The 21,856-nt window shown below is 57.1% G+C and carries 23 protein-coding genes; 9 read left to right on the forward strand and 14 right to left on the reverse strand.

Annotation, left to right across the window (positions count from 1 at the left end; genetic code table 11):
- Positions 1 to 9 precede the first annotated feature (9 nt).
- From HMPREF3178_RS03310 to nasR, 4 genes are all read right to left on the reverse strand, one after another.
- On the reverse strand, positions 10 to 798 hold the full coding sequence (locus HMPREF3178_RS03310; RefSeq protein WP_016808835.1) for an ABC transporter ATP-binding protein: 789 nt from the start codon (positions 796 to 798) through the stop codon (positions 10 to 12).
- A 10-nt stretch (positions 799 to 808) separates the two neighbouring features.
- Entirely contained in the window at positions 809 to 1,693 is an 885-nt protein-coding gene (gene ntrB / locus HMPREF3178_RS03315) for a nitrate ABC transporter permease (RefSeq protein ID WP_004103138.1), read from the reverse strand.
- A 1-nt stretch (position 1,694) separates the two neighbouring features.
- Complete coding sequence (locus HMPREF3178_RS03320) at positions 1,695 to 2,951, reverse strand: CmpA/NrtA family ABC transporter substrate-binding protein (protein ID WP_004103139.1); 1,257 nt, start codon at positions 2,949 to 2,951, stop codon at positions 1,695 to 1,697.
- A gap of 246 nt (positions 2,952 to 3,197) precedes the next feature.
- On the reverse strand, positions 3,198 to 4,394 hold the full coding sequence (nasR, locus tag HMPREF3178_RS03325) for a nitrate regulatory protein NasR (protein ID WP_004113664.1): 1,197 nt from the start codon (positions 4,392 to 4,394) through the stop codon (positions 3,198 to 3,200).
- Positions 4,395 to 4,462: 68 nt separating this feature from the next.
- Here nasR and HMPREF3178_RS03330 point away from each other — a divergent pair, with 68 nt between their 5' ends.
- Both HMPREF3178_RS03330 and HMPREF3178_RS03335 read left to right on the forward strand, forming a co-directional pair.
- Positions 4,463 to 4,816 carry a DsrE/DsrF/TusD sulfur relay family protein gene (locus tag HMPREF3178_RS03330; protein WP_004103141.1) on the forward strand — a complete coding sequence of 118 codons (354 nt, stop codon included), beginning with the start codon at positions 4,463 to 4,465 and terminating at the stop codon, positions 4,814 to 4,816.
- 238 nt (positions 4,817 to 5,054) lie between these two features.
- Entirely contained in the window at positions 5,055 to 5,297 is a 243-nt protein-coding gene (locus HMPREF3178_RS03335; RefSeq protein WP_004103142.1) for a DUF1883 domain-containing protein, read from the forward strand.
- A 35-nt stretch (positions 5,298 to 5,332) separates the two neighbouring features.
- On the opposite strand, the gene HMPREF3178_RS03340 is transcribed toward HMPREF3178_RS03335, so the two are convergent.
- A complete protein-coding gene (locus tag HMPREF3178_RS03340) occupies positions 5,333 to 6,013 on the reverse strand; it encodes a gamma-glutamylcyclotransferase (protein ID WP_004103143.1) in 681 nt (226 codons plus the stop codon).
- Between the two features lie 149 nt (positions 6,014 to 6,162).
- On the reverse strand, positions 6,163 to 6,393 hold the full coding sequence (gene chaB / locus HMPREF3178_RS03345) for a putative cation transport regulator ChaB (RefSeq protein ID WP_004103144.1): 231 nt from the start codon (positions 6,391 to 6,393) through the stop codon (positions 6,163 to 6,165).
- A 265-nt stretch (positions 6,394 to 6,658) separates the two neighbouring features.
- Between chaB and chaA the strand changes: the two genes are divergently transcribed.
- Positions 6,659 to 7,759, forward strand: coding sequence for a sodium-potassium/proton antiporter ChaA (gene chaA / locus HMPREF3178_RS03350; protein ID WP_004113666.1), 1,101 nt, complete (start codon positions 6,659 to 6,661; stop codon positions 7,757 to 7,759).
- An 88-nt stretch (positions 7,760 to 7,847) separates the two neighbouring features.
- Here the strand turns inward: chaA and kdsA are convergent, their stop codons facing one another.
- The 6 genes from kdsA to hemA form a co-directional block, all read right to left on the reverse strand.
- The gene (gene kdsA, locus HMPREF3178_RS03355) at positions 7,848 to 8,702 is read right to left on the reverse strand and encodes a 3-deoxy-8-phosphooctulonate synthase (protein ID WP_004103146.1); all 855 of its coding nucleotides are present in this window, start codon (positions 8,700 to 8,702) and stop codon (positions 7,848 to 7,850) included.
- A 247-nt stretch (positions 8,703 to 8,949) separates the two neighbouring features.
- A complete protein-coding gene (sirB1, locus tag HMPREF3178_RS03360) occupies positions 8,950 to 9,762 on the reverse strand; it encodes an invasion regulator SirB1 (RefSeq protein WP_004103147.1) in 813 nt (270 codons plus the stop codon).
- A gap of 3 nt (positions 9,763 to 9,765) precedes the next feature.
- Positions 9,766 to 10,158 (reverse strand): invasion regulator SirB2, encoded by a 393-nt coding sequence (sirB2, locus tag HMPREF3178_RS03365; RefSeq protein WP_004103148.1) that lies wholly within the window; start codon positions 10,156 to 10,158, stop codon positions 9,766 to 9,768.
- Entirely contained in the window at positions 10,155 to 10,994 is an 840-nt protein-coding gene (prmC, locus tag HMPREF3178_RS03370) for a peptide chain release factor N(5)-glutamine methyltransferase (protein WP_017145673.1), read from the reverse strand. The genes sirB2 and prmC overlap by 4 nt, the downstream gene beginning before the upstream one ends.
- Positions 10,994 to 12,076: a peptide chain release factor 1 gene (prfA, locus tag HMPREF3178_RS03375; protein ID WP_004103150.1), complete on the reverse strand. Its 1,083-nt coding sequence runs from the start codon at positions 12,074 to 12,076 to the stop codon at positions 10,994 to 10,996. The genes prmC and prfA overlap by 1 nt, the downstream gene beginning before the upstream one ends.
- A gap of 42 nt (positions 12,077 to 12,118) precedes the next feature.
- On the reverse strand, positions 12,119 to 13,375 hold the full coding sequence (hemA, locus tag HMPREF3178_RS03380; protein ID WP_004103152.1) for a glutamyl-tRNA reductase: 1,257 nt from the start codon (positions 13,373 to 13,375) through the stop codon (positions 12,119 to 12,121).
- A 273-nt stretch (positions 13,376 to 13,648) separates the two neighbouring features.
- Here hemA and lolB point away from each other — a divergent pair, with 273 nt between their 5' ends.
- The 4 genes from lolB (at position 13,649) to dauA (ending at position 18,166) form a co-directional block, all read left to right on the forward strand.
- Positions 13,649 to 14,260, forward strand: a complete 612-nt coding sequence (lolB, locus tag HMPREF3178_RS03385) for a lipoprotein insertase outer membrane protein LolB (RefSeq protein WP_004103154.1) — start codon at positions 13,649 to 13,651, stop codon at positions 14,258 to 14,260.
- Positions 14,260 to 15,108 (forward strand): 4-(cytidine 5'-diphospho)-2-C-methyl-D-erythritol kinase, encoded by an 849-nt coding sequence (ispE, locus tag HMPREF3178_RS03390; RefSeq protein WP_024274374.1) that lies wholly within the window; start codon positions 14,260 to 14,262, stop codon positions 15,106 to 15,108. The genes lolB and ispE overlap by 1 nt, the downstream gene beginning before the upstream one ends.
- Positions 15,109 to 15,290: 182 nt before the next feature.
- The gene (gene prs / locus HMPREF3178_RS03395) at positions 15,291 to 16,238 is read left to right on the forward strand and encodes a ribose-phosphate diphosphokinase (protein WP_004103157.1); all 948 of its coding nucleotides are present in this window, start codon (positions 15,291 to 15,293) and stop codon (positions 16,236 to 16,238) included.
- Positions 16,239 to 16,486: 248 nt separating this feature from the next.
- On the forward strand, positions 16,487 to 18,166 hold the full coding sequence (gene dauA / locus HMPREF3178_RS03400; protein WP_029496800.1) for a C4-dicarboxylic acid transporter DauA: 1,680 nt from the start codon (positions 16,487 to 16,489) through the stop codon (positions 18,164 to 18,166).
- Here dauA and HMPREF3178_RS03405 read toward each other — a convergent pair whose 3' ends face one another.
- Positions 18,167 to 19,213: a MerR family transcriptional regulator gene (locus HMPREF3178_RS03405; RefSeq protein ID WP_017145671.1), complete on the reverse strand. Its 1,047-nt coding sequence runs from the start codon at positions 19,211 to 19,213 to the stop codon at positions 18,167 to 18,169.
- A gap of 209 nt (positions 19,214 to 19,422) precedes the next feature.
- Complete coding sequence (gene ychH, locus HMPREF3178_RS03410; protein WP_004103160.1) at positions 19,423 to 19,698, reverse strand: stress-induced protein YchH; 276 nt, start codon at positions 19,696 to 19,698, stop codon at positions 19,423 to 19,425.
- Positions 19,699 to 19,970: 272 nt separating this feature from the next.
- Between ychH and pth the strand changes: the two genes are divergently transcribed.
- Both pth and ychF read left to right on the forward strand, forming a co-directional pair.
- On the forward strand, positions 19,971 to 20,555 hold the full coding sequence (gene pth / locus HMPREF3178_RS03415; protein WP_004103161.1) for an aminoacyl-tRNA hydrolase: 585 nt from the start codon (positions 19,971 to 19,973) through the stop codon (positions 20,553 to 20,555).
- Between the two features lie 117 nt (positions 20,556 to 20,672).
- A complete protein-coding gene (gene ychF / locus HMPREF3178_RS03420; protein WP_016808843.1) occupies positions 20,673 to 21,767 on the forward strand; it encodes a redox-regulated ATPase YchF in 1,095 nt (364 codons plus the stop codon).
- Positions 21,768 to 21,856: the final 89 nt, after the last annotated feature.

Below are 21,856 nucleotides of genomic sequence, written 5' to 3' on the forward strand. Positions count from 1 at the left end.
CGCCGCCCCCTATGCCGCTTTCGGCTGTTTTTCATAGAGGAAGTGCAGGATCTGCTGACGCAGATGGTGATAACGGCTATCGTCCGCCAGCTGCACGCGATTGCGCGGGCGCGGCAGGTTAACATCGAGGATCTCCCCGACCGTCGCCGCCGGACCATTGGTCATCATCAGCACCCGGTCGGAAAGCAGCACCGCTTCATCAACATCGTGGGTAATCATCACGATGGTAGTATTCAGCGACTGCTGAATCTGCATCACCGCGTCCTGTAAATGCGCCCGCGTCAGGGCATCAAGGGCGCCAAAGGGTTCATCCAGCAGCAGCACTTTCGGCTTCATCGCCAGCGCCCGGGCAATGCCAACGCGCTGCTTCATACCGCCGGATATTTCTCCCGGGCGCTTGTGCAGGGCGTGCCCCATCTGGACCCGTTCGAGGTTGTGCTCAATCCACTCTTTGCGCTCGCCTTTGCTCATGCTGCGGCGGAAGACCTGATCCACCGCCAGCGCAACGTTATCGAAGCAGGTCAGCCACGGCAGCAGAGAGTGGTTCTGAAACACCACCGCGCGTTCCGGGCCCGGCCCGGCGATTTCACGGTTATCACACAGCAGGCCGCCCTCCGTCGGCAAGGTAATCCCGGCAATCAGATTCAGCAGAGTTGACTTACCGCACCCTGAGTGACCAATCAGGCTGATGGTCTCCCCCTCGTAAATATCGAATGAGACATTCTGCAGTGCGAGGAATTCGCCGCTGGTGGTATTGAAACGCTGGCTGACGCCCTGGACCTGAATGAGTGGTTTCATCTGCGACTCCTTATTTATCCTGCCAGCTAAAACGACGGGCGAGCAGCATCAGCCCCTGTTCCAGCAGCAACCCGACCACGCCGATAATGACGATGGCAATGATGATGTTTTCAACGTTGAGGTTGTTCCACTCGTTCCAGATCCAGAAGCCGATCCCTAAGCCGCCGGTGAGCATTTCGGCGGCGACGATCACCAGCCAGGCGATACCAATCGAGAGACGAACCCCGGTCAGCACCGCGGGTAAGACCGCCGGAAAGAGGATCTTGCGCATCACCGTCCACTCGGAAAGCTGCAGCACGCGGGCCACGTTGAGGTAGTCCTCAGGAATACGCCGCACGCCCTCGGCGGTGTTAATAACCATCGGCCAGATCGAGCAGATAAAAATGGTCCAGCTCGAGGCCGGTTCCGCCTTCTGGAACAGCAGCAGGCCAATAGGCAGCCAGGCCAGCGGGCTGACCGGGCGCAGCAGCGCAATCAACGGGTTAAACATCCGGGCGAAGAATGGCGAACGACCGATCAGAAAGCCCAGAGGAATGCCCGCCAGCGCGGCAAGGCCAAACCCCACCGCCACGCGCTGCAGCGACGCCAGCACGTTCCAGCCGATCCCCATATCGTTCGGCCCGTCCTGATAAAACGGATCGGCAAAAAGGGTCAACGCGGAATCCAGCGTGCTGAGCGGCGTCGGGAAACCTTTGCTGTTTATTGCTGCCAGCTGCCAGCCCAACAGCAGCAATCCCAGCCCGAGCAGCGGCGGCAGCAGACGTTGGGTAGCATCGCGCAGCCAGCGGCTGAACGGAGGCGTGGTTTTGCGAACCTGCAGCGGCGGCAGGGTGATCACTTCGCCGGGCGCCTTTCCAGCGCTGGCCTGCGGTTGAGTTTTATATGCGTGTTTCATCTCATGCCCCTTTACGTTGAATCGCGAAACTGCTGGCATAGCCTTCCGGGTCGGCCCCATTCCAGACCTTGCCGTCGAGCAATGTGCTGCTGCGCATCGGCTGCTTCGGCGCGCCGATCCCGCCGACAGCCAGCGCCGCCTCTTTCCAGACGTCAATGCGATTAATGCGCTGCGCCACCGCCTGATAATCCGGCGACGCCTTCAACAATCCCCAGCGGCGGAACTGGGTCAAAAACCACATGCCGTCCGAGAGCCATGGAAAGCTCACCTCCCCCTGTTCGTAGAAGCGCATCGGGTGCGCATCCTGCCAGCGGCGACCGATACCATTGTCGTATGCGCCGAGCATGCGCCCGGTGAGGTACTGCTCTTTCGTGTTCAGCCACGCGCGTCTGGCGAGTATCCGCGCCGTTTCGCGAGTATTCTCCACGGAAGCATCAATCCAGCGTTGGGCCTCCATCAGCGCCGCCACCAACGCCCGAGCCGTATTCGGGTTACGCTCAACCCACTCGCTGCGGGTGCCGAGAATTTTTTCCGGATGTTCCGGCCAGATATCCTGAGAAGTGGCGACGGTGAAGCCGATGCGATCGTTAATGGCGCGCGCGTTCCACGGCTCGCCGACACAAAAACCGCTCATATTGCCGATACGCATGTTCATCACCATCTGCGGCGGCGGCACAACGACGGTGCGGATATCGTCGAAAGGGTTAATTCCACCGCTCGCCAGCCAGTAATAGAGCCACATCGCGTGGGTGCCGGTTGGAAAGGTATGGGCGAAGGTGTAGCTGCCCGGCGCCTGCTGGTCGATCCGTTTTTTCAGTCCGCCCAGGTCGGTGACGCCCTTCTCCTGCAGCTCGCTGGAGAGCGTAATCGCCTGCCCGTTGCGGTTAAGAGTCATCAGATTGGCCATCGCCTGGGGTTTACTGGCGATCCCCAGCTCAAGGCCGTAGAGCATGCCGTACAGAATGTGCGCGGCGTCCAGCTCTCCGGCAACCAGCTTGTCGCGCACTGCCGCCCAGCTGGCCTCCTTGCTCGGGACGAGGGTGATGCCGTACTTTTTATCGAATCCCTTTAGGGAAGCGATGGCTAAGGGGGCACAGTCGGTCAGCGGAATAAAACCCACCCGCACGGTGGTCTGTTCCGGCTTATCCGTCCCCGCCGCCCATGCCGCCTGCATCATGCCGGGCAGCAGCATCGCGCCGCCTAGCGCCGCCCCCGTCTGTAATAAACGCCGTCGTGAAATTGAAAACGTATCGCCCATATCTGCTCCAGAAACGCGCAAAAAAAAGCGCCCGGCGGTGCTTACGCACCGCAGGACGCCTTTATCCATGGACATACGCACCGCCATTGGCCCGCTGCCCAAAACCTTATTCACTCATTTTTTCTAATGCAAAGCAGATGCCAGATTTGCAGAAGGCCATATTGTGCGCTTTTGCTTAGCCAGCGGCCTTGCTATACGCAAAACGCTGCACCGTCGGCTGGCAATAAATGCTCGCTAATCGTGCAACTACTCCTTTGGGGTTGTCTGCCAGAGTGATTTTACCGTTAGCAGCGCACGGGCTATCTCCACCATCCGCTGGTTCTTATCCATCGCCATTTTTCGCAGCGTCTGCCAGGCCTGTTCCTCCGGCATCCCCTGATGGGTCATCAGCACGCTTTTCGCCTTCTCAATCAGTTTGCGCTCTTCAAGGGCTTCCTTTAACGATGCAAGCTGGCAGGAGAGTTGCTGAAGCTCAAGGGCCTGCTGGCGTACCAGCGGCAGCAGCTGTTTGTCCAGCCGCAGGGCGATACTGTCCTCAGCCTCATCCCAGTTTGCGGGCGGCAACTGCATGCTCTGCTCTTCGCCTTCCAGCAGGGCGGCGGTGGCGTTGAGCAGGTCGACGATCAGCCGCTCTTCCACGCCACGGAGCTGCTCAAGGCGCTGGGTCTGTGCGCAAAACCAGCGGAGCGCCGTTTCTCCCTCGTCTACTGGAGGCTGGCGGGTACAGGCAACCCGCCGCAGCTGTTCAATCTCCAGGCTGGCCAGGCACTGGCTGGCAAACAGAGTGATGAGGGGCGGATAGCTTAAGGCCTGAAAACTATCGAAACAGGGCTGCTGGCCATCAATGCGGTCCACCAGTTGCTGACGCAGTTCATCGCTGAACTGCCCGCGGGCAAAGCCTAGCGCGCCCAGCGCACGTTCCTGTCCGGCCAGCTCTTTTCCCTGCATAAAGCTATAGAGCGCTACCATACGTCCAGCGATTTGCGGGTCGTCGATACTGTCATTGAGCTGCGGAACAATATTCAACAGATGGCGAATAATACGACTAAACTGCCCGGTCGCCTCTTCGGCAGGAATGTTCCGGGCGCGCACGCGTTGGCGCAGCGCCGCAAGCTGCGTCAAATACCACGCCGCGCAGGCAATGCGCCAGCAGAGCGCGCTGCTGGCGGCATCACGGGCGGGTTCCAGCGCGGCGTTGAAACGTGTGAATTGCTCATCGACCAGCGCCGCTGCCGCCCGGCACTCCGCCGAGTACAGTCTGCCGCCCGAGCACAGCCAGATATTCGACGCGCCGCGTTCGCACTGCAGCATATGCACCAGCGAACTTATCTCTCCTGCCAGCGACCCCAGCTGCGACAGCTGACGTAGCTGCTGTTTCTGGCGTCGCCGCGCGCGCGCAAACCAGTCGACCACCTCAGGCCTATTGCCAGCCGTATTATTCATACCCCTCTCCCGGGTTAACGCTTTATACTTCAGCCAAGCAATAACCGTGCCTTATAGAAGGAGTCCTTATGCAACGTATTGTGATTATCGCTAACGGTGCCGCCTACGGCAGCGAATCTCTGTTCAACAGCCTGCGTCTGGCGATCGCCCTGCGCGAGCAGCAGTCTGACCTTGAACTCAAACTGTTTTTAATGTCCGATGCGGTCACCGCCGGCCTGCGCGGGCAGAAGCCAGCGGAAGGCTACAATATTCAGCAGATGCTGGAGATCCTCACCGCGCAAAATGTGCCGGTGAAGCTGTGTAAAACCTGTACCGATGGCCGGGGGATCAGCGCGCTGCCGCTGATTGATGGCGTGGAGATTGGCACCCTCGTTGAGCTGGCGCAGTGGACGCTGGCGGCGGATAAAGTCCTGACCTTCTAAAAATCCCCGCGCTCACGGGATTAAATATTAAGCTGGCGGCGTTTACTAATCGAAAACAATGCCAGCTGAAAGCTTTCAGGCACAACGTCATTTTTGTTTAATCTTTATTCTTTTTTTTGATCAAAATCAGCATCCGCGTCCCTCCCCTTTGGTGTTATGCACAGAGCAAAATGTGAACAATATCACGCGGGTTAATGGGCTGGCAGGATGCTGTAGACAGAAACGGGGTTAAGAGTAAATGGCAATGGTAAAAGCAAGTTTGACGTTGTTTGGCGGTGACACATTGGTGGTGCGTTGTTCTGAACGCTGCCATATTCACCTGATGAGTGCCAAAGTGCCTGGCGATAGTCACGCTGATGTTCTGAGCGTACAGGACAGAGATAGCGCGTATCTGACCGTGCCTTACAGCGGCACCTGGAACGTTCTCATCGACAGCCACAGCCAGTCGCTGGAACACTCTATCAGCTACGTTCCCGCCTGATAGCAAACGCCCGGGTCGCCCCGGGCGATTCATTCTTACGCCAGCCCCGGCTGGCTATTCTCACCAAGCAGATGACGTACCTTACCGACTAAATCGTCGAGGCAAGCGTCGTGCATGCCGAGTTTGCGCAACTCCTGATCGAGCGCGAACAGATACTGAGCGTTGGTGCCAAGCGGCCCGCTGGCGCGCGCTATCAGCGGCGCAATCACCTGCGCGCTGGTGTCCGCCTCAAACAGCGGATGTCGCGGGTCCATAATAAAGACCAGCGCATTGACGGTGCGACCATCGTCAAGCTCCAGCTTACACCAGGTCGGCAGGTAGCAGCCGGTAATCATCTCCCGCTTCCACAGCAGCGTCAGCTCTTCTTCCAGCGATTCATCGGGCAGGCGGTAGGCGACGCCGGTCGTGCGCCCACCTTCTTTCAGCGCCAGCATGCGGCCCGGCTGCATGGCGCTACCGCGCCCGGCGGTGAGCCGCAAACAGAACGCGCGGTGCCAGCCCGGTAGCGTACCGGTACAGGATTCGCGATATTCCAGCGCCGGGTTCCACATTAGCGAACCGTAACCAAAGATCCACACCGAGCCGTCATCCGGACGACAGGCCAGGGTCGCCGCCAAAGAGGCGGCCCGTTGTTCTGCCGACCAGAGAAGCGATTCCTCAATAGCGCCAAACGCCGTTTTACAATCTGCATTCAGTAAGAAATCACGAGTTAACACTGTCTACTACCTCCGCCACTGCCCGCTTCCGGCGATTATCTGGTGCCATCCGTGAAGTATTGCCGAATTATTATCCAGCTTTATTCGACAATAAGCAATGAACGGGCCGCGGGCAAGCGGACAGTCAGCGGAGGCCGCGGCAAAAGGTATTATTTCTTCTTATGCCACTTATCATCCTCACCTTTTTGATATTCATTTTTCACCGCTGCCCAGGCCACTTTATGCGCCGTCTCTTCGCGGCTGGCGTCATCACGCCGGTCCTCTTTATGTTTATACTGCTCCCAGGCGCTATTAAAGGCTTCTTTGTAAATCTCCTGGGCGTGGGCGGGCAGTACGTGCTGAACGCTGTCGGGCAATTCACTTTTGTTGCTATAGGGCATGGCAACCTCCGGTTTAAGGGTGAATAGTGAGTCTGGTAGAGGATCAACCGGCTGGCAAGGCGACAGATAAATGAGAAAGATGTTTTAGTAATTATCTGAATAATAAATACAAAAAAATAGTAACCGCAGTTTATGGCAATCTATCACTTTTACAGGACTATAGTGGTAAATTTAAGTAAAAAAACAAATTAGTTTAATCAATGTCTGTTATTTTATTAACTTACGATATCTATAATTATAACACCTGCATAGCTGGAGATAATTCATGACCGATGCACATGAGGCGGTAAAAACCCGCCACAAGGAGACCTCCCTCGCCTTTCCGGTTCTGGCGCTGGCGGTGCTGTTCTTCTGGGGAAGCAGCCAGTCACTGCCAGTGGTCGTTGCGATTAATATTCTGGCGCTGGTCGGCATACTAAGCAGCGCCTTTAGCGTCGTCCGCCACGCCGACGTGCTGGCCCACCGCCTTGGCGAACCTTACGGATCGTTAATTTTAAGCCTCTCAGTGGTGATTCTTGAAGTCAGCCTGATTTCCGCATTAATGGCTACCGGCGACGCAGCGCCGACTCTGATGCGCGATACGCTTTATTCGATCATTATGATTGTTACCGGCGGGCTTGTCGGTTTCTCTTTACTGCTGGGCGGGCGCAAATTCGCCACCCAGTATATGAATCTGTTCGGGATTAAACAGTACCTTATCGCCCTCTTTCCGCTGGCGATAATCGTTCTGGTCTTCCCGATGGCGCTGCCCGGGGCCAACTTTACCACCGGCCAGGCGCTGCTGGTGGCGCTGATCTCCGCCGCTATGTACGGCGTCTTCCTGCTGATTCAAACCAAAACGCACCAGAGCCTGTTTGTTTACGAACATGAGGATGACGGCGACGACGATGACCCGCATCACGGCAAACCGTCGGCGCACAGCAGCAAGTGGCACACCGCCTGGCTGCTGATACATCTGGTTGCGGTTATTGCGGTCACCAAAATGAATGCCAACCCGCTGGAGACGCTGTTGACCAGCATGAACGCTCCCGTTGCCTTTACCGGCTTCCTGGTGGCGCTGCTGATCCTCTCCCCGGAGGGCCTTGGCGCGCTGAAGGCCGTATTGAACAATCAGGTCCAGCGGGCGATGAACCTGTTTTTCGGTTCCGTGCTGGCCACCATTTCCCTGACCGTACCAGTAGTGACGCTTATCGCCTTCCTCACCGGTAACGAACTGCGTTTTGGCCTTGGCGCCCCGGAGATGGTCGTGATGGTCGCCTCGCTGCTGCTGTGCCAGATATCGTTCTCTACCGGGCGCACCAATGTGCTGAACGGTGCGGCGCATCTGGCGCTGTTCGCTGCCTACCTGATGACCATTTTTGCCTGAGTCTCCCCCGGCGGCGTGATGCCGTTCGGGGAGATCAAAAAAGCCTGCCGGTTGTAAAACCGGCAGGCTTTTGTCGTTTCAGCGGCGATTACTTGCTGGTATCAAGCTCATCAAAGCTTTTAACGAGATCGTCGATGGCTTTCATCTGTTTGAGGAACGGCTCCAGTTTATCCAGCGGCAGCGCGGAAGGACCGTCGCATTTCGCGTGCTCCGGATCCGGATGCGCTTCAATAAACAGGCCCGCGATCCCAACCGCCATCCCGGCGCGCGCCAGTTCGGCAACCTGAGCGCGACGGCCGCCGGAGGCCGCGCCAAACGGGTCGCGGCACTGCAGGGCGTGGGTAACGTCGAAGATAACCGGTGAGTTATTGGAGGCTTTTTTCATCACCCCAAAGCCCAGCATATCGACGACCAGGTTGTCGTAGCCGAAGTTTGCGCCGCGATCGCAAAGGATCACTTTGTCGTTGCCGCCTTCGATAAACTTATCGACGATATTGCCCATCTGGCCCGGACTCACGAACTGCGGTTTTTTCACGTTGATAACCGCGCCGGTTTTCGCCATCGCTTCAACCAGATCGGTCTGACGGGCGAGGAACGCTGGCAACTGAATAACATCCACCACGTCAGCGACCGGCTGCGCCTGGCTGGCTTCGTGAACGTCGGTGATGATTTTCACGCCGAAAGTCTGTTTCAACTCCTGGAAAATCTTCATCCCTTCTTCCAGACCCGGCCCGCGATAGGAGTGGATGGAAGAACGGTTAGCTTTATCAAAAGAGGCTTTGAACACGTAAGGAATGCCCAGCTTCTGCGTAACGGTCACGTAGTGTTCGCAGATACGCATCGCAAGATCGCGGGACTCCAGCACGTTCATGCCGCCAAACAGCACGAATGGCAGGTCGTTTGCTACGTTGATATCACCAATGCTAACCACTTTTTGTTTCATAAGTTCGCCTTATCAGGGTGTAACCGGAATGGTTTCAGACTAAAGCCTATCCAATCAGGACTATTTTACTTGCCATTTTGGACCTGGGCAGTGCTCGACAAAATACGAAAGTATTTTGAACGCCCTTCAGGGCGGCCCGGAGGGCGAGCGTCGCGAGTCAATCCTCACGTACTACGTGTACGCTCCGGTTTCTGCGCGCTGTCCGTGTCCAAACTGGCTGCGCCAGGAACGCCTGCTGGGATTGGCTTTAATGCAATGTAATTTGTTTATGCGAAATAGTGTTGATCTGCGCGCGGATCATCTCGCTGATGGGATCCTCCGGGCACTGTTCAACGAAGTAATTAAGGTCCTGCAGCGCCACGTGATCGCAATCCAGCTGGGCGTATATCAGCCCCCGGTCGCGAATTTCGTACGGGTCTTCCGGATTGAACTGCAGCAGCGCTTCGCTGGTCCGTAGCGCCAGCTCCATCTGCCGCTCTTCCATCAGCGCCGATTTAAGGGTATCGAGCAGCTTGCGGATCACCTCCGCGTTATCCGCTTCATCAAGGTCTTCGTTAAACAGCTCGGCAACCGGGCTAATATTGCCCTTCAGCCACACTTCCAGCGTATGCTCGTTGAGCGTTTCGCCGTTAAACGGGTTAATGAGCCACATCTCCTCGCTCTCTTCAGGGTCGGCGCGAAGCAGCATCTGGGTCGGGAAAATCACCGGCACCACCGGTAGCGCCAGACGCTGAGCAATCCACAGCAGGATCGCGCCTAACGACACCGCGCTACCCTGGCGATTATTCAAGACTTTATCAAGCCATAGCACGTCGGACAGACGGTAAACGCCGCGCGAATCGCTAAAGCCCCAGTCATTGTAGAAAAGCTCCAGCAAACGCTCTATCTGGCGCTCCTGGTCCCACGAGGAGGCAATCTCCTCACGCGCCAGGGCCAGCAGCCGCTCCAGCTCATCCTGCACATAGTGCGTCGGAAAATCGTCGCGGATTAATTCAGAAATGAGGACCATGCCGTCACATAACGGCGCTTTATTAAATTCGAAATCAGCTAACGACCTCATGCCTTACCCCAGTAACGGTGTTCTTGTGATGGCGAGTTGAATAATGATAAACAACACCACCAGGGCCAGCAGAAAGGCGACAAACCGGCTCTGCTGACTGCGCGGACGACGACGGCCCAGCGCGATAAATCCCAATGCGATATAAATGATAACGCCAAACAGCTTCTCAGTCAGCCATGTACCCTCTTCGGTAAACGGCAGATAGTGCGTTATTGCCATTAATCCGGCGCCGCTGAGAAACAGCAGCGTATCGCTGCAGTGCGGCGCGATGCGAACCCAGCGCTGGTCGAGCCGGCGATTGCCGCTCCAGTGCCACCAGTAGCGCAGGACAAACAGGCTGACCGAGACCACCACGCAGGCGATATGCAGATACAGGACAGCGTTAAACAGATTCATACGCCTCCCTGATATTGCCCGAGCGTCAGACGCTCGTTGTCGCCGTAGTCGCGGCAGGTAGCAATATTGCCATAACCCGCCTCGCGAAAGATTGCGCACACCGCTTCCCCCTGCTTCCAGCCGTGTTCCAGCAGCATCAAACCGCCGGGAGTCAGGAAGCGGCGGCCTTCGCGAATGATGTAAGCCAGATCGGCGAGGCCGCCATCGGCGGCGACCAGCGCCGTTTTTGGCTCAAAGCGCACATCGCCCTGCGCAAGATGCGGGTCGGTTTCATCAATATAGGGTGGATTACTGACGATGATGTCGAACGGCTGTGCGCCGAGCGCGCTATACCAGTGGCTTTGCAGCACGGTAACGTTCTTGATGGCGAGGTGCTCAACGTTACGCGCCGCCAGCGCAACCGCATCGGGCATAAAGTCAACGGCGGTGACGTGGCAATCGGGGCGTTCGCTGGCCAGCGCCAGAGCGATAGCGCCGGTGCCGGTACCGAGATCGAGAATGCGGCACGGCTTGCCGGGTAACCGCATCAGCGTCTGCTCAACAAGGCATTCGGTATCCGGACGCGGGATCAGCGTGGCCGGAGAAACGAACAGCGGCAGCGACCAGAATTCGCGCTGGCCCACCAGGTGAGCCACCGGCTCGCCCCGTGCGCGACGGCTCAGCAGCGTTTCCAGCTCGACGGCCTGCTCCGCCGTCAGCGCCGTTTCGCCAAAGGCGAGAATATAGGTCCGCGCTTTGCCGGTCACGTGACCCAGCAGGATTTCGGCATCCCGGCGCGGGCTTTCACTTTGGCTCAGACGAGCGATGGCCTGCGTCAGCCACTGCTGAAAAGTCATCATTCCTGCTCGGAAAGGGCTGCCAGCTGATCGGCTTGATACTCCTGAACGATCGGCTCAATCAGCATATCCAGCTTGCCTTCCATTGCTTCATCCAGACGGTAAAGCGTCAGGTTGATGCGGTGATCGGTCACGCGGCCCTGCGGATAGTTATAGGTACGGTTACGATCGCTACGATCGCCGCTGCCCAGCAGGTTACGGCGCTCGGAGGCTTCCGCCTGCTGGCGTCTGGAGACTTCCGCGGCGCGGATACGCGCGCCAAGCACCGATAGCGCTTTGGCTTTGTTTTTATGCTGGGAACGTTCGTCCTGGCATTCGACGACAATGCCGGTCGGCAGGTGGGTAATACGAATTGCCGAGTCGGTGGTGTTAACGTGCTGACCGCCCGCGCCGGAGGAGCGGAAGGTATCGATGCGCAGGTCGCTCGGGTTGATATCCGGCATTTCGGCTTCCGGGAGCTCCGGCATCACCGCCACGGTGCAGGCGGAGGTGTGGATACGCCCCTGGGATTCGGTGGCCGGGACGCGCTGAACGCGATGGCCGCCGGATTCGAACTTCAGTCGCCCATAGACGCCGTCGCCGCTGATTTTGGCAATCACCTCTTTGAAGCCGCCGTGCTCGCCTTCGTTGGCGCTCATGATTTCCACGCGCCAGCGGCGTGATTCCGCGTAACGGCTATACATACGGAACAGATCGCCCGCGAACAGCGCCGCTTCATCACCGCCGGTGCCGGCGCGAACTTCAACAAACGCGTTACGCTCGTCGTCCGGATCTTTTGGCAACAGCAGAACCTGCAGCTGCTGCTCCATCTGCTCACCCTTTTCTTTCGCTTCGCGCAGCTCTTCCTGCGCCATTTCGCGCATCTCCGGATCGTCGAGCATCATCTGCGCGGCTTCAATATCATCCTGCAGCTGACGCCAGTCGGTATAGCAGCGCGCGACGTCGCTCAGCTGCGCGTATTCGCGCGACAACGCGCGAAATTTATCCTGATCGGCGATGGTTGCGGCATCGCCGAGGAGCGCCTGAACTTCCTCATGGCGTTCATAGAGGGCTTCCAGTTTGGCAACAATAGAAGGCTTCATAGGCGTAAATTCACCCTGTCCTAAAAAAGAGATAAAGGTGCGCTATTCCAGCCCGAGGCTGTTGCGCAGAATATGCAGGCGTTCATCATCCCCGTCACGGGCGGCCTGCTGAAGAGATTTGGTTGGCGAGTGGATCAGGCGGTTAGTGAGCTTGCGCGCCAGATCCTGCATGATTTCCTGCGCATCGCCGCCCTGATTGAGCGCTGCCAGCGCTTTCGCCGTCAGCTCCTCGCGGACCTGCTCGGCCTGGGAACGATATTCGCGGATGGTCTCGCTGGCGCTCTGGGCGCGTAGCCAGGCCATAAACTCGCTGGCTTCCTGCTCAACAATGGTTTCCGCCTGCACCGCCGCGGCTTTACGCTGCGCCAGATTGTGCTGAATGATGTTTTGCAGATCGTCCACGCTGTAAAGATAGGCGTTCGCCAGCTTGCCAACCTCCGGTTCGACATCGCGCGGAACGGCGATATCCACCAGCAGCATCGGCTGATTGCGGCGCGCCTTCAGCGCGCGCTCCACCATCCCCTTGCCGATAATCGGCAGCGGGCTGGCGGTAGAACTGATGATGATATCGGCCTCTTTCAGCCGCTCGTCGATATCGCTCAGCGCGATCACCTCCGCGCCGACTTCATCGGCCAGCGCCTGAGCGCGCTCGCGGGTGCGGTTGGCAATCACCATCTTGCGGACTTTATGTTCGCGCAGATGGCGAGCCACCAGTTCGATAGTCTCACCGGCGCCGACCAGCAGCACGGTCACGCTGGAGAGTGATTCGAAGATTTGCCGCGCCAGAGTACAGGCAGCGAACGCCACGGAGACCGCGCTGGCGCCGATATCGGTTTCGGTGCGCACCCGTTTGGCCACTGAGAACGACTTCTGGAACATGCGCTCCAGTTCACTGACGTTCAGGTGCCCACGGCTGGAATCCGCAAAGGCTTTTTTCACCTGCCCGAGGATCTGCGGCTCGCCCAACACCAGCGAATCAAGACCGCTGGCGACGCGCATCAGGTGACTGACCGCCTCGTTGTCCTGATGCCAGTAGAGGCTTTTACGCAGGTCCTCTTCATTTAAACCGTGGTAGTCGCACAGCCAGCGAATCAGAGCTTCCTGGAGGTTATCCTGCTCTTCGACGCTGAGATAAAGTTCCGTGCGGTTACAGGTCGACAGCACCACTCCGCCCTGCACCATTGGCTGGGCCAGCAAGCTCTCCAGCGCCTGATCGAGCGTATCCGGCGAAAACGTTACGCGTTCTCGCAGCGCTACAGGAGCTGTTTTGTGGTTAATGCCAAGAGCTAAAAGGGTCATTGTGAGGGAGTAGTACCAGCGTTGCTAAGGTTAGTCTGCAGGCATCATACAGGATGCGCGTAATCAATAAAAGAGAGGCTCCCCTTTTGGAGTAATAGCTAATCTGTAATAGCCATTAACGGTAATTTTTTGATTTCAGACAACTTGAACGTAGACGCTACCGCCCGGCAACGCTAGCATTAATGGTTATAATTGTAACCCGCTACACAAATCGGCCACCTGTTTCTCTCATCCGCCGCATTTCACTGTAGACATCAAGGATTTGTCATCATTATGAATCGACTGTTCCGCCTGTTGCCGCTGGCAAGCCTCGTTCTGACCGCCTGTGCGATTAATGCTCCGAAAGGGCCGGGTAAAAGCCCGGATTCTCCACAGTGGCGTCAGCACCAGCAAGATGTCCGCAATCTTAATCAGTTCCAGACGCGCGGCGCTTTTGCTTATCTTTCTGATGAGCAAAAAGTCTATGCCCGCTTCTTCTGGCAGCAGACGGGCCAGGACCGCTACCGCCTGCTGCTGACTAACCCGCTCGGCAGCACCGAACTGTCGTTAACCGCCCAGCCGGGCAACGTGCAGCTGATTGACAATAAAGGCCAGACTTACACGGCGACCGACGCCGAAGAGATGATTGGCCGCCTGACCGGCATGCCGATTCCGCTCAATAGCCTCCGGCAGTGGATCATTGGCCTGCCGGGCGAGGCCACCGACTACTCGCTTGATGACCAGTATCGCCTGCGCGAACTGAACTACACGCAAAACGGCAAAACCTGGCACGTCACCTGGGGCGGCTACACCTCAGACACCAAACCTTCGCTACCAGCCAATATGGAACTTAACGACGGCAGTCAGCGCATCAAGCTGAAAATGGATAACTGGATTGTGAAATGATGACCCGCTGGCCCTCTCCCGCAAAACTGAATCTGTTTTTATACATTACCGGGCAGCGCGCCGACGGTTACCACACGCTGCAGACGCTTTTTCAGTTTCTGGATTATGGCGACACGCTGACGATTGAACCGCGCGACGATGGCCAACTGCGTCTGCTAACGCCGGTTGACGGCGTACCGGATGAAGAGAATCTGATTATTCGCGCGGCCAGGCTGTTAATGCAGGCCGCAGCGCAGGACGGGAAGCTTCCTGCAGGCAGCGGCGCCGATATCAGCATTGATAAGGTGCTGCCTATGGGCGGCGGCCTCGGCGGCGGCTCGTCCAACGCGGCCACCGTACTGGTGGCGCTGAATCACTTGTGGGGCTGTAATCTTCCGGAAGATGAGCTGGCGGCGTTGGGTCTGCAGCTCGGCGCCGACGTGCCGGTGTTCGTTCGCGGCCATGCGGCCTTTGCTGAAGGCATCGGGGAAATTCTCACCCCGGCCGAACCGGAGGAAAAATGGTATCTGGTGGCGCATCCGGGGGTCAGCATTCCAACGCCGATCATTTTTCGCGATCCGGAACTTCCGCGCAATACCCCGGCCAGGTCAATTAATACGTTATTAAAATGTAAATTCGGCAATGATTGCGAGGTTATCGCAAGAAAACGTTTTCGTGAGGTTGATGCGGCGCTTTCCTGGCTGTTAGAATATGCGCCGTCGCGCCTGACTGGCACCGGTGCATGTGTATTTGCTGAATTTGACACTGAATCCGCCGCTCGTCAGGTGCTTGAAAAAGCCCCGGCATGGCTGCATGGCTTCGTGGCGCGAGGTGTTAACATCTCTCCGCTCAAGCAGGCGCTGCGCTAAGTTCTGCTTATTATAGCAAATCTGGCGAAAACGCCGGGGAAACTGAGTTACGGTGACAACGTCACCCTGTTCCAGACGTTGCATCGGGCTCTTTAAATACACCGCCTGGATGAAATCGTGCCCACCCGCACAGTTTTTGGCCCATTTCATCCACCACTGGACGCATGCCTGAGGTTCTTCTCGTGCCTGATATGAAGCTTTTTGCTGGTAACGCCACCCCGGAACTAGCACAACGTATTGCCAACCGCCTGTACACTTCTCTTGGCGACGCCGCTGTAGGTCGTTTTAGCGACGGCGAAGTCAGCGTACAAATCAATGAAAACGTACGCGGTGGTGATATTTTCATCATCCAGTCCACTTGTGCTCCCACCAACGACAACCTGATGGAACTGGTTGTTATGGTTGATGCTCTGCGTCGTGCTTCGGCAGGTCGTATCACCGCTGTTATCCCCTACTTCGGTTATGCTCGCCAGGACCGTCGTGTTCGTTCTGCTCGTGTTCCTATCACCGCGAAAGTGGTTGCTGATTTCCTGTCAAGCGTCGGCGTTGACCGCGTTCTGACCGTTGACCTGCACGCAGAACAAATTCAGGGCTTCTTTGACGTTCCGGTGGATAACGTATTCGGCAGCCCGATCCTGCTGGAAGATATGCTGCAGCTGAACCTGGATAACCCTATCGTGGTTTCTCCGGACATCGGCGGCGTGGTTCGCGCTCGCGCTATCGCCAAGCTGCTGAACGATACCGATATGGCTATCATCGACAAACGCCGTCCACGCGCTAACGTTTCTCAGGTGATGCACATCATCGGTGACGTCGCTGGTCGTGACTGCGTGATGGTTGACGATATGATCGATACCGGCGGCACCCTGTGTAAGGCCGCAGAAGCGCTGAAAGAGCGCGGTGCTAAACGCGTATTCGCCTACGCAACGCACCCGATCTTCTCCGGCAACGCCATCCAGAACATCAAAAACTCTGTGATTGACGAATTCGTCGTCTGCGATACCATTCCGCTGACGCCGGAAATCAAAGCGCTGGAAAAGGTACGTACTCTGACACTGTCTGGTATGCTGGCCGAAGCGATTCGTCGTATCAGCAACGAAGAATCTATCTCTGCTATGTTCGAACATTAATCGAGCCCGGCACAAAAACCCGCTGCGGCGGGTTTTTTTGTCTCTGAACCTTTTATTCTTCCACAATATCATTCGGCATGCGTCAAGGCGGCAAGTGAATGAATCCCGGGAGCGTACCGGCAGTACGTGATCGAGGTAAATGAACGCAGCCAGCAGAGAGGCATCCGAAGGATGACGTGGATATGACCAATGCCTCCTTCACCTGCCATTTAGTTGACAGATGATGCGCTCATGGATGAAACATTATTGTGAACAGATTATTTTCCTCACATGTGATGCCTTTCCGCGCCCTCATCGACGCTTGTTGGAAAGAAAAATATACCGCTTCGCGGTTTACCCGTGATGTGATCGCCGGGATTACCGTCGGGATTATCGCTATCCCGCTGGCGATGGCGCTGGCAATTGGCAGCGGCGTGGCGCCGCAGTATGGTCTCTACACTTCTGCTGTGGCGGGGATCGTGATTGCGTTAACCGGCGGCTCGCGCTTCAGTGTTTCCGGGCCAACCGCCGCTTTTGTGGTCATTCTCTACCCGGTCTCGCAGCAGTTCGGCCTTGCGGGACTGCTGGTTGCAACTTTGATGTCTGGGATCTTCCTGATTCTTTTCGGCCTGGCACGCTTTGGCCGGCTGATTGAATATATCCCGCTATCGGTTACCCTCGGCTTCACCTCCGGGATCGGTATCACCATTGGTACCATGCAGATTAAAGATTTTCTCGGTCTGCAGATGGCGCACGTGCCTGAACATTATCTGCAGAAAGTCGGCGCGCTGGTTATGGCGCTGCCGACGATTAATCCCGGCGATGCCGCCATCGGTATTGTCACGCTGGGCACGCTGATTATCTGGCCTCGCCTGGGTATTCGTCTGCCGGGCCACCTGCCGGCGCTGCTGGCAGGCTGCGCGGTCATGGGCGTGGTTAATCTGCTCGGCGGCAGCGTCGCCACCATCGGCTCTCAGTTCCACTATATTCTCGCCGACGGCAGTCAGGGCAACGGTATTCCGCAGCTGCTGCCGCAGCTGGTGCTGCCGTGGGATATGCCCGGTTCGGAGTTCACGCTTAGCTGGTCCTCGCTGCGGGCGCTGCTGCCGGCGGCGTTTTCCATGGCCATGCTCGGGGCGATTGAGTCCCTGCTGTGCGCCGTAGTGCTGGACGGCATGACCGGCACCAAACATAAGGCCAATAGCGAGCTCATTGGCCAGGGGCTGGGCAATATCGTCGCTCCGTTCTTCGGCGGCATTACCGCCACCGCCGCCATCGCCCGCTCGGCGGCCAACGTCCGCGCCGGGGCGACTTCGCCGATTTCCGCCGTGATCCACGCGCTGCTGGTCATTATGGCGCTGCTGATCCTCGCTCCCCTGCTCTCCTGGCTGCCGCTTTCCGCTATGGCGGCACTGCTGCTGATGGTGGCATGGAATATGAGCGAAGCGCACAAGGTTGTTAACCTGCTGCGCTATGCGCCAAAAGACGACATTATCGTCATGCTGATGTGCATGTCGCTGACCGTACTGTTTGATATGGTCATCGCGATCAGCGTCGGTATTGTGCTGGCCTCCCTGCTGTTTATGCGCCGGATCGCGCGTATGACCCGCCTCGCGCCGGTGAACGTCGAAGTTCCTGACGACGTTCTGGTGCTGCGCGTGATTGGCCCGCTATTTTTCGCCGCTGCGGAAGGGCTATTTACCGACCTCGAAACCAGAGTGGAAGGTAAGCGTATCGTGGTGCTGAAATGGGATGCGGTGCCGGTGCTGGATGCCGGCGGGCTGGATGCCTTCCAGCGCTTCGTGAATAAGCTGCCGGAAGGCTGTGAACTGCGCGTGTCGAATCTGGAGTTTCAGCCGCTGCGCACGCTGGCGCGCGCCGGCGTTAAACCCATTCCGGGTCGTCTGAGCTTCTACCCGGACCGCAACGCCGCGCTGGCGGATATTTAATTATTCGGCGGCAGGCCCCTGCGCCTGCCGCATCATCACGCCAATCGCCTGCTGAAGCCAGCTGAGCACCTCGGAAGTCATCCACGTTCCTTTCATCAAATGCGGCTCCTGCTCCATGGCATAGCGAAACTTCTGCTGCGTCTGCGCATCTTTACCCGCGTAAGACTGGAACAGCGCCAGCCAGCGCTGCGCCAGCTGCTGACCTTCCGGGGAGGCCGGGTCTCGCTTCTCACGACAGGCCCGATGCAGGTCGGCCACCAGCGCCGGCCACTCCATCAGGCGATCGAAATAGTGCTGCCGGGTAAAGGCCAGCTCTTCGGCGGTCAGATAGCGCGCCCAGATGGCCAGCTTGCTTTCGGCAAAAGCACGGGTAATGAAATCAATCATCTCCGGCGTCACCCCAGTTTGTTCACGCATCTGCGGTTCGGCGGCGTGCATCTCATTCAGGCGAGTCAGAAACTCCGGCCTGCCGGCGGTATCCTGCTCCAGCTGCTCCATCCAGCGGGTTGCCAGCGCAATCGCCCGCGGCTCATCTGCCGGGCAGCGTTCGCCCATGAGCTGCTGCGCTTCCCCCACCAACTCCAGCCATGTCTGATTACGCTGCTCATCCTGCTCCGCGAACGGCAGCACCTGTAATTCCTGTTGACTAAACCAGCGATCGTACATTTTCATCAGCTCCAGCGTTTGTACCCAGGACTCGAGATCGGGCTCGCCTCCGCTGTCCAGCTCTTCGCGCAGCAGCGCCAGGCGCTGGCGCAGCGTTGAGAGAGTTTGCAGCTGTCGGTCGAGGGTGGCGATCTGCTTGACCAGCAGATCGGACAGCGAGAAGGCGTCCCGGTCGAGATAGTCCTTAATTGTGGCGAGTTCCAGCCCGGCCTGCGCCAGCGCTTTAATCATATGCAGCCGCTGAACGGCCGCCAGATTATATAACCGGTAACCCGCCGCGCTTCTGGCCGAAGGCGTCAGCAATCCCGTTTGTTCATAGTGATGTAACGTGCGGACGGTCATTCCGGCGCGCTTCGCCAGTTCTCCCACCTGAATTAACATGGCTGCTCCTTTCGTATACCAGTGGCACGACTCTGCTGCCTGACGTGACGTCAGGGTCAAGCGCTAAATACGGGGAGGGTATTAAGCAGACTATGCCGAAGAAGCACAATGAGAGAAATAAGGAATTGAGACGACAGCAGAAAGACAGCCTGACCAGGCTGCATGAAAACGCACCAGCCGTTGACAACGGCTGGTGGTAAAGAATTCACTCAGCTGTGGCGATGCTGATCGCGGCGGCAGCGTTTATCGTAGTGGCGAACCCACCAGTATCTGTCGCTGACCTGTTCATGACCGCCGATACGCGCGCCCGCCAGCCACAGTACCGCGCCGACAAAAATACTTAATATCGCGCCGTGTGCGAAAAACTGCGGCAGGTCAAGCTGCGGAAGCTGGTTTAAAATGGAATAACCAACGCCGACAACCATGACGACCAACCCCAACCCCATCAGCACATTACCGAGTAACGAAGCGTTTCTGCGTTTCATATGTCACCTCCGGAACCTTGGGTTGCATGGGAATATCCCCAAATCTTATAGGTGTAGTATAGACAATAGCCAATATAGCGATTGCGTGGACGATCACATAAGCGAACATCTTGCCAACAAAAGTTTACAAATAACCTACTGAACAACATCAAATTCTAATTGTTCAAAGCCGTGATTATCCGTTCCGGCCGCGCTTCGCTGGCAGAATTTTGTCAACCGCGCGCGCAGACAGTACACTACGCGCCAGAGAACGATCCAAGCAGGATAAAAAAGTGAGCATAAAACTGATTGTCGGCCTGGCGAACCCCGGCGCTGAATACGCAGCGACCCGACATAACGCCGGCGCCTGGTACGTGGATTTATTGGCAGAACGCTACCGCGCGCCGCTGCGCGAAGAGAGCAAATTCTTCGGCTATACCTCGCGGATTAACCTTGCGGGCGAGGATGTTCGCCTGCTGGTCCCAACGACCTTTATGAACCTGAGCGGTAAAGCCGTCGGCGCGATGGCGACCTTTTTTCGCATTAACCCGGATGAAATCCTGGTCGCCCACGATGAGCTCGACTTACCGCCTGGCGTCGCTAAGTTCAAGCTGGGCGGCGGTCACGGCGGCCATAATGGCCTGAAAGACATCATTAGCAAGCTGGGCAATAACCCGAACTTTCACCGCTTACGCGTGGGAATCGGCCATCCGGGCGATAAAAATAAAGTTGTCGGTTTTGTGCTGGGCAAGCCGCCCGCCAGCGAGCAGAAGCTGATTGATGAGGCCGTTGACGAAGCGGTACGCTGCACCGAAGTGTGGATGAAGGATGGCCTGACCAAAGCGACCAACCGTTTACACGCTTTTAAAGCGCAATAACCGGTCGGCGTGCGGAATTTTTGTCACGCACCGTGTATAATAGGCGAAGTTATTTACTTTTCTACAATCTGTTCACTGTAACAGGTTGATTATCCAAAGATTAAGGTGATTTAAATCATGGGATTCAAATGCGGTATCGTCGGTTTGCCCAACGTCGGCAAATCCACCCTGTTCAATGCGCTCACCAAAGCGGGTATTGAAGCGGCCAACTTCCCCTTCTGTACCATTGAGCCGAACACCGGTGTCGTGCCGATGCCCGATCCGCGTCTGGACAAACTGGCTGAAATCGTTAAACCGCAGCGTATTCTGCCGACCACGATGGAATTCGTTGATATCGCGGGCCTGGTCAAAGGTGCCTCCAAAGGCGAAGGCCTGGGCAACCAGTTTCTGACCAACATCCGCGAAACCGAAGCTATCGGTCACGTGGTGCGCTGTTTCGAAAACGACAACATTATCCACGTTAACAATAAAGTGGACCCGGCTGACGATATTGAAGTGATCAATACCGAACTGGCGCTCTCCGACCTGGATACCTGCGAACGCGCCATCCATCGCGTGCAGAAGAAAGCCAAAGGCGGCGATAAAGACGCGAAAGCCGAGCTGGCGGCGCTGGAAAAATGCCTGCCGCACCTTGAGAATGCCGGTATGCTGCGTTCGTTAAAAACCCTGACCGACGAAGACAAAGCGGCGATTAAATACCTGAGCTTCCTGACCCTGAAGCCGACCATGTATATCGCCAACGTCAACGAAGACGGCTTTGAGAACAACCCTTATCTCGATAAAGTCCGCGAAATCGCCGCTGCCGAAGGTTCGGTGGTCGTCGCCGTTTGCGCCGCCGTTGAGTCCGATATCGCCGAGCTGGACGATGCCGACCGCGATGAGTTTATGGCCGAACTGGGTCTTGAAGAGCCTGGCCTGAACCGCGTTATCCGCGCCGGTTACGAACTGCTGAACCTGCAGACCTACTTCACCGCAGGCGTGAAGGAAGTTCGCGCGTGGACTATCCCGGTCGGCGCAACGGCTCCGCAGGCCGCAGGTAAAATCCACACCGATTTCGAAAAGGGCTTTATCCGCGCGCAGACCATCGCCTATGAAGACTTTATTACCTACAAAGGCGAACAGGGTGCCAAAGAAGCCGGGAAAATGCGCGCTGAAGGTAAAGACTACATCGTAAAAGATGGCGATGTGATGAACTTCCTGTTCAACGTTTAAGCCTTTCTGTGCTCTGAGACCAGTCATAAAATCCACGCTCTCGCGTGGATTTTTTATTGTCATCCCTAAACCACCTCCTAGGGAGGTGG

Origin of the sequence: Klebsiella sp. HMSC09D12 (assembly GCF_001808475.1) — a bacterium.
In the GTDB taxonomy this organism is placed as follows: Bacteria; Pseudomonadota; Gammaproteobacteria; order Enterobacterales; family Enterobacteriaceae; genus Klebsiella; species Klebsiella oxytoca.

What these genes read in the sequence shown, in the direction of transcription:
- HMPREF3178_RS03310 (WP_016808835.1), bottom strand. Translation starts at nt 798, where the DNA reads ATGAAACCACTCATTCAGGTCCAGGGCGTCAGCCAGCGTTTCAATACC.
- ntrB (WP_004103138.1), bottom strand. Translation starts at nt 1,693, where the DNA reads ATGAAACACGCATATAAAACTCAACCGCAGGCCAGCGCTGGAAAGGCG.
- HMPREF3178_RS03320 (WP_004103139.1), bottom strand. Translation starts at nt 2,951, where the DNA reads ATGGGCGATACGTTTTCAATTTCACGACGGCGTTTATTACAGACGGGG.
- nasR (WP_004113664.1), bottom strand. Translation starts at nt 4,394, where the DNA reads ATGAATAATACGGCTGGCAATAGGCCTGAGGTGGTCGACTGGTTTGCG.
- HMPREF3178_RS03330 (WP_004103141.1), top strand. Translation starts at nt 4,463, where the DNA reads ATGCAACGTATTGTGATTATCGCTAACGGTGCCGCCTACGGCAGCGAA.
- HMPREF3178_RS03335 (WP_004103142.1), top strand. Translation starts at nt 5,055, where the DNA reads ATGGCAATGGTAAAAGCAAGTTTGACGTTGTTTGGCGGTGACACATTG.
- chaB (WP_004103144.1), bottom strand. Translation starts at nt 6,393, where the DNA reads ATGCCCTATAGCAACAAAAGTGAATTGCCCGACAGCGTTCAGCACGTA.
- chaA (WP_004113666.1), top strand. Translation starts at nt 6,659, where the DNA reads ATGACCGATGCACATGAGGCGGTAAAAACCCGCCACAAGGAGACCTCC.
- kdsA (WP_004103146.1), bottom strand. Translation starts at nt 8,702, where the DNA reads ATGAAACAAAAAGTGGTTAGCATTGGTGATATCAACGTAGCAAACGAC.
- sirB1 (WP_004103147.1), bottom strand. Translation starts at nt 9,762, where the DNA reads ATGAGGTCGTTAGCTGATTTCGAATTTAATAAAGCGCCGTTATGTGAC.
- sirB2 (WP_004103148.1), bottom strand. Translation starts at nt 10,158, where the DNA reads ATGAATCTGTTTAACGCTGTCCTGTATCTGCATATCGCCTGCGTGGTG.
- prmC (WP_017145673.1), bottom strand. Translation starts at nt 10,994, where the DNA reads ATGACTTTTCAGCAGTGGCTGACGCAGGCCATCGCTCGTCTGAGCCAA.
- prfA (WP_004103150.1), bottom strand. Translation starts at nt 12,076, where the DNA reads ATGAAGCCTTCTATTGTTGCCAAACTGGAAGCCCTCTATGAACGCCAT.
- hemA (WP_004103152.1), bottom strand. Translation starts at nt 13,375, where the DNA reads ATGACCCTTTTAGCTCTTGGCATTAACCACAAAACAGCTCCTGTAGCG.
- lolB (WP_004103154.1), top strand. Translation starts at nt 13,649, where the DNA reads ATGAATCGACTGTTCCGCCTGTTGCCGCTGGCAAGCCTCGTTCTGACC.
- ispE (WP_024274374.1), top strand. Translation starts at nt 14,260, where the DNA reads ATGACCCGCTGGCCCTCTCCCGCAAAACTGAATCTGTTTTTATACATT.
- HMPREF3178_RS03405 (WP_017145671.1), bottom strand. Translation starts at nt 19,213, where the DNA reads ATGTTAATTCAGGTGGGAGAACTGGCGAAGCGCGCCGGAATGACCGTC.
- ychH (WP_004103160.1), bottom strand. Translation starts at nt 19,698, where the DNA reads ATGAAACGCAGAAACGCTTCGTTACTCGGTAATGTGCTGATGGGGTTG.
- ychF (WP_016808843.1), top strand. Translation starts at nt 20,673, where the DNA reads ATGGGATTCAAATGCGGTATCGTCGGTTTGCCCAACGTCGGCAAATCC.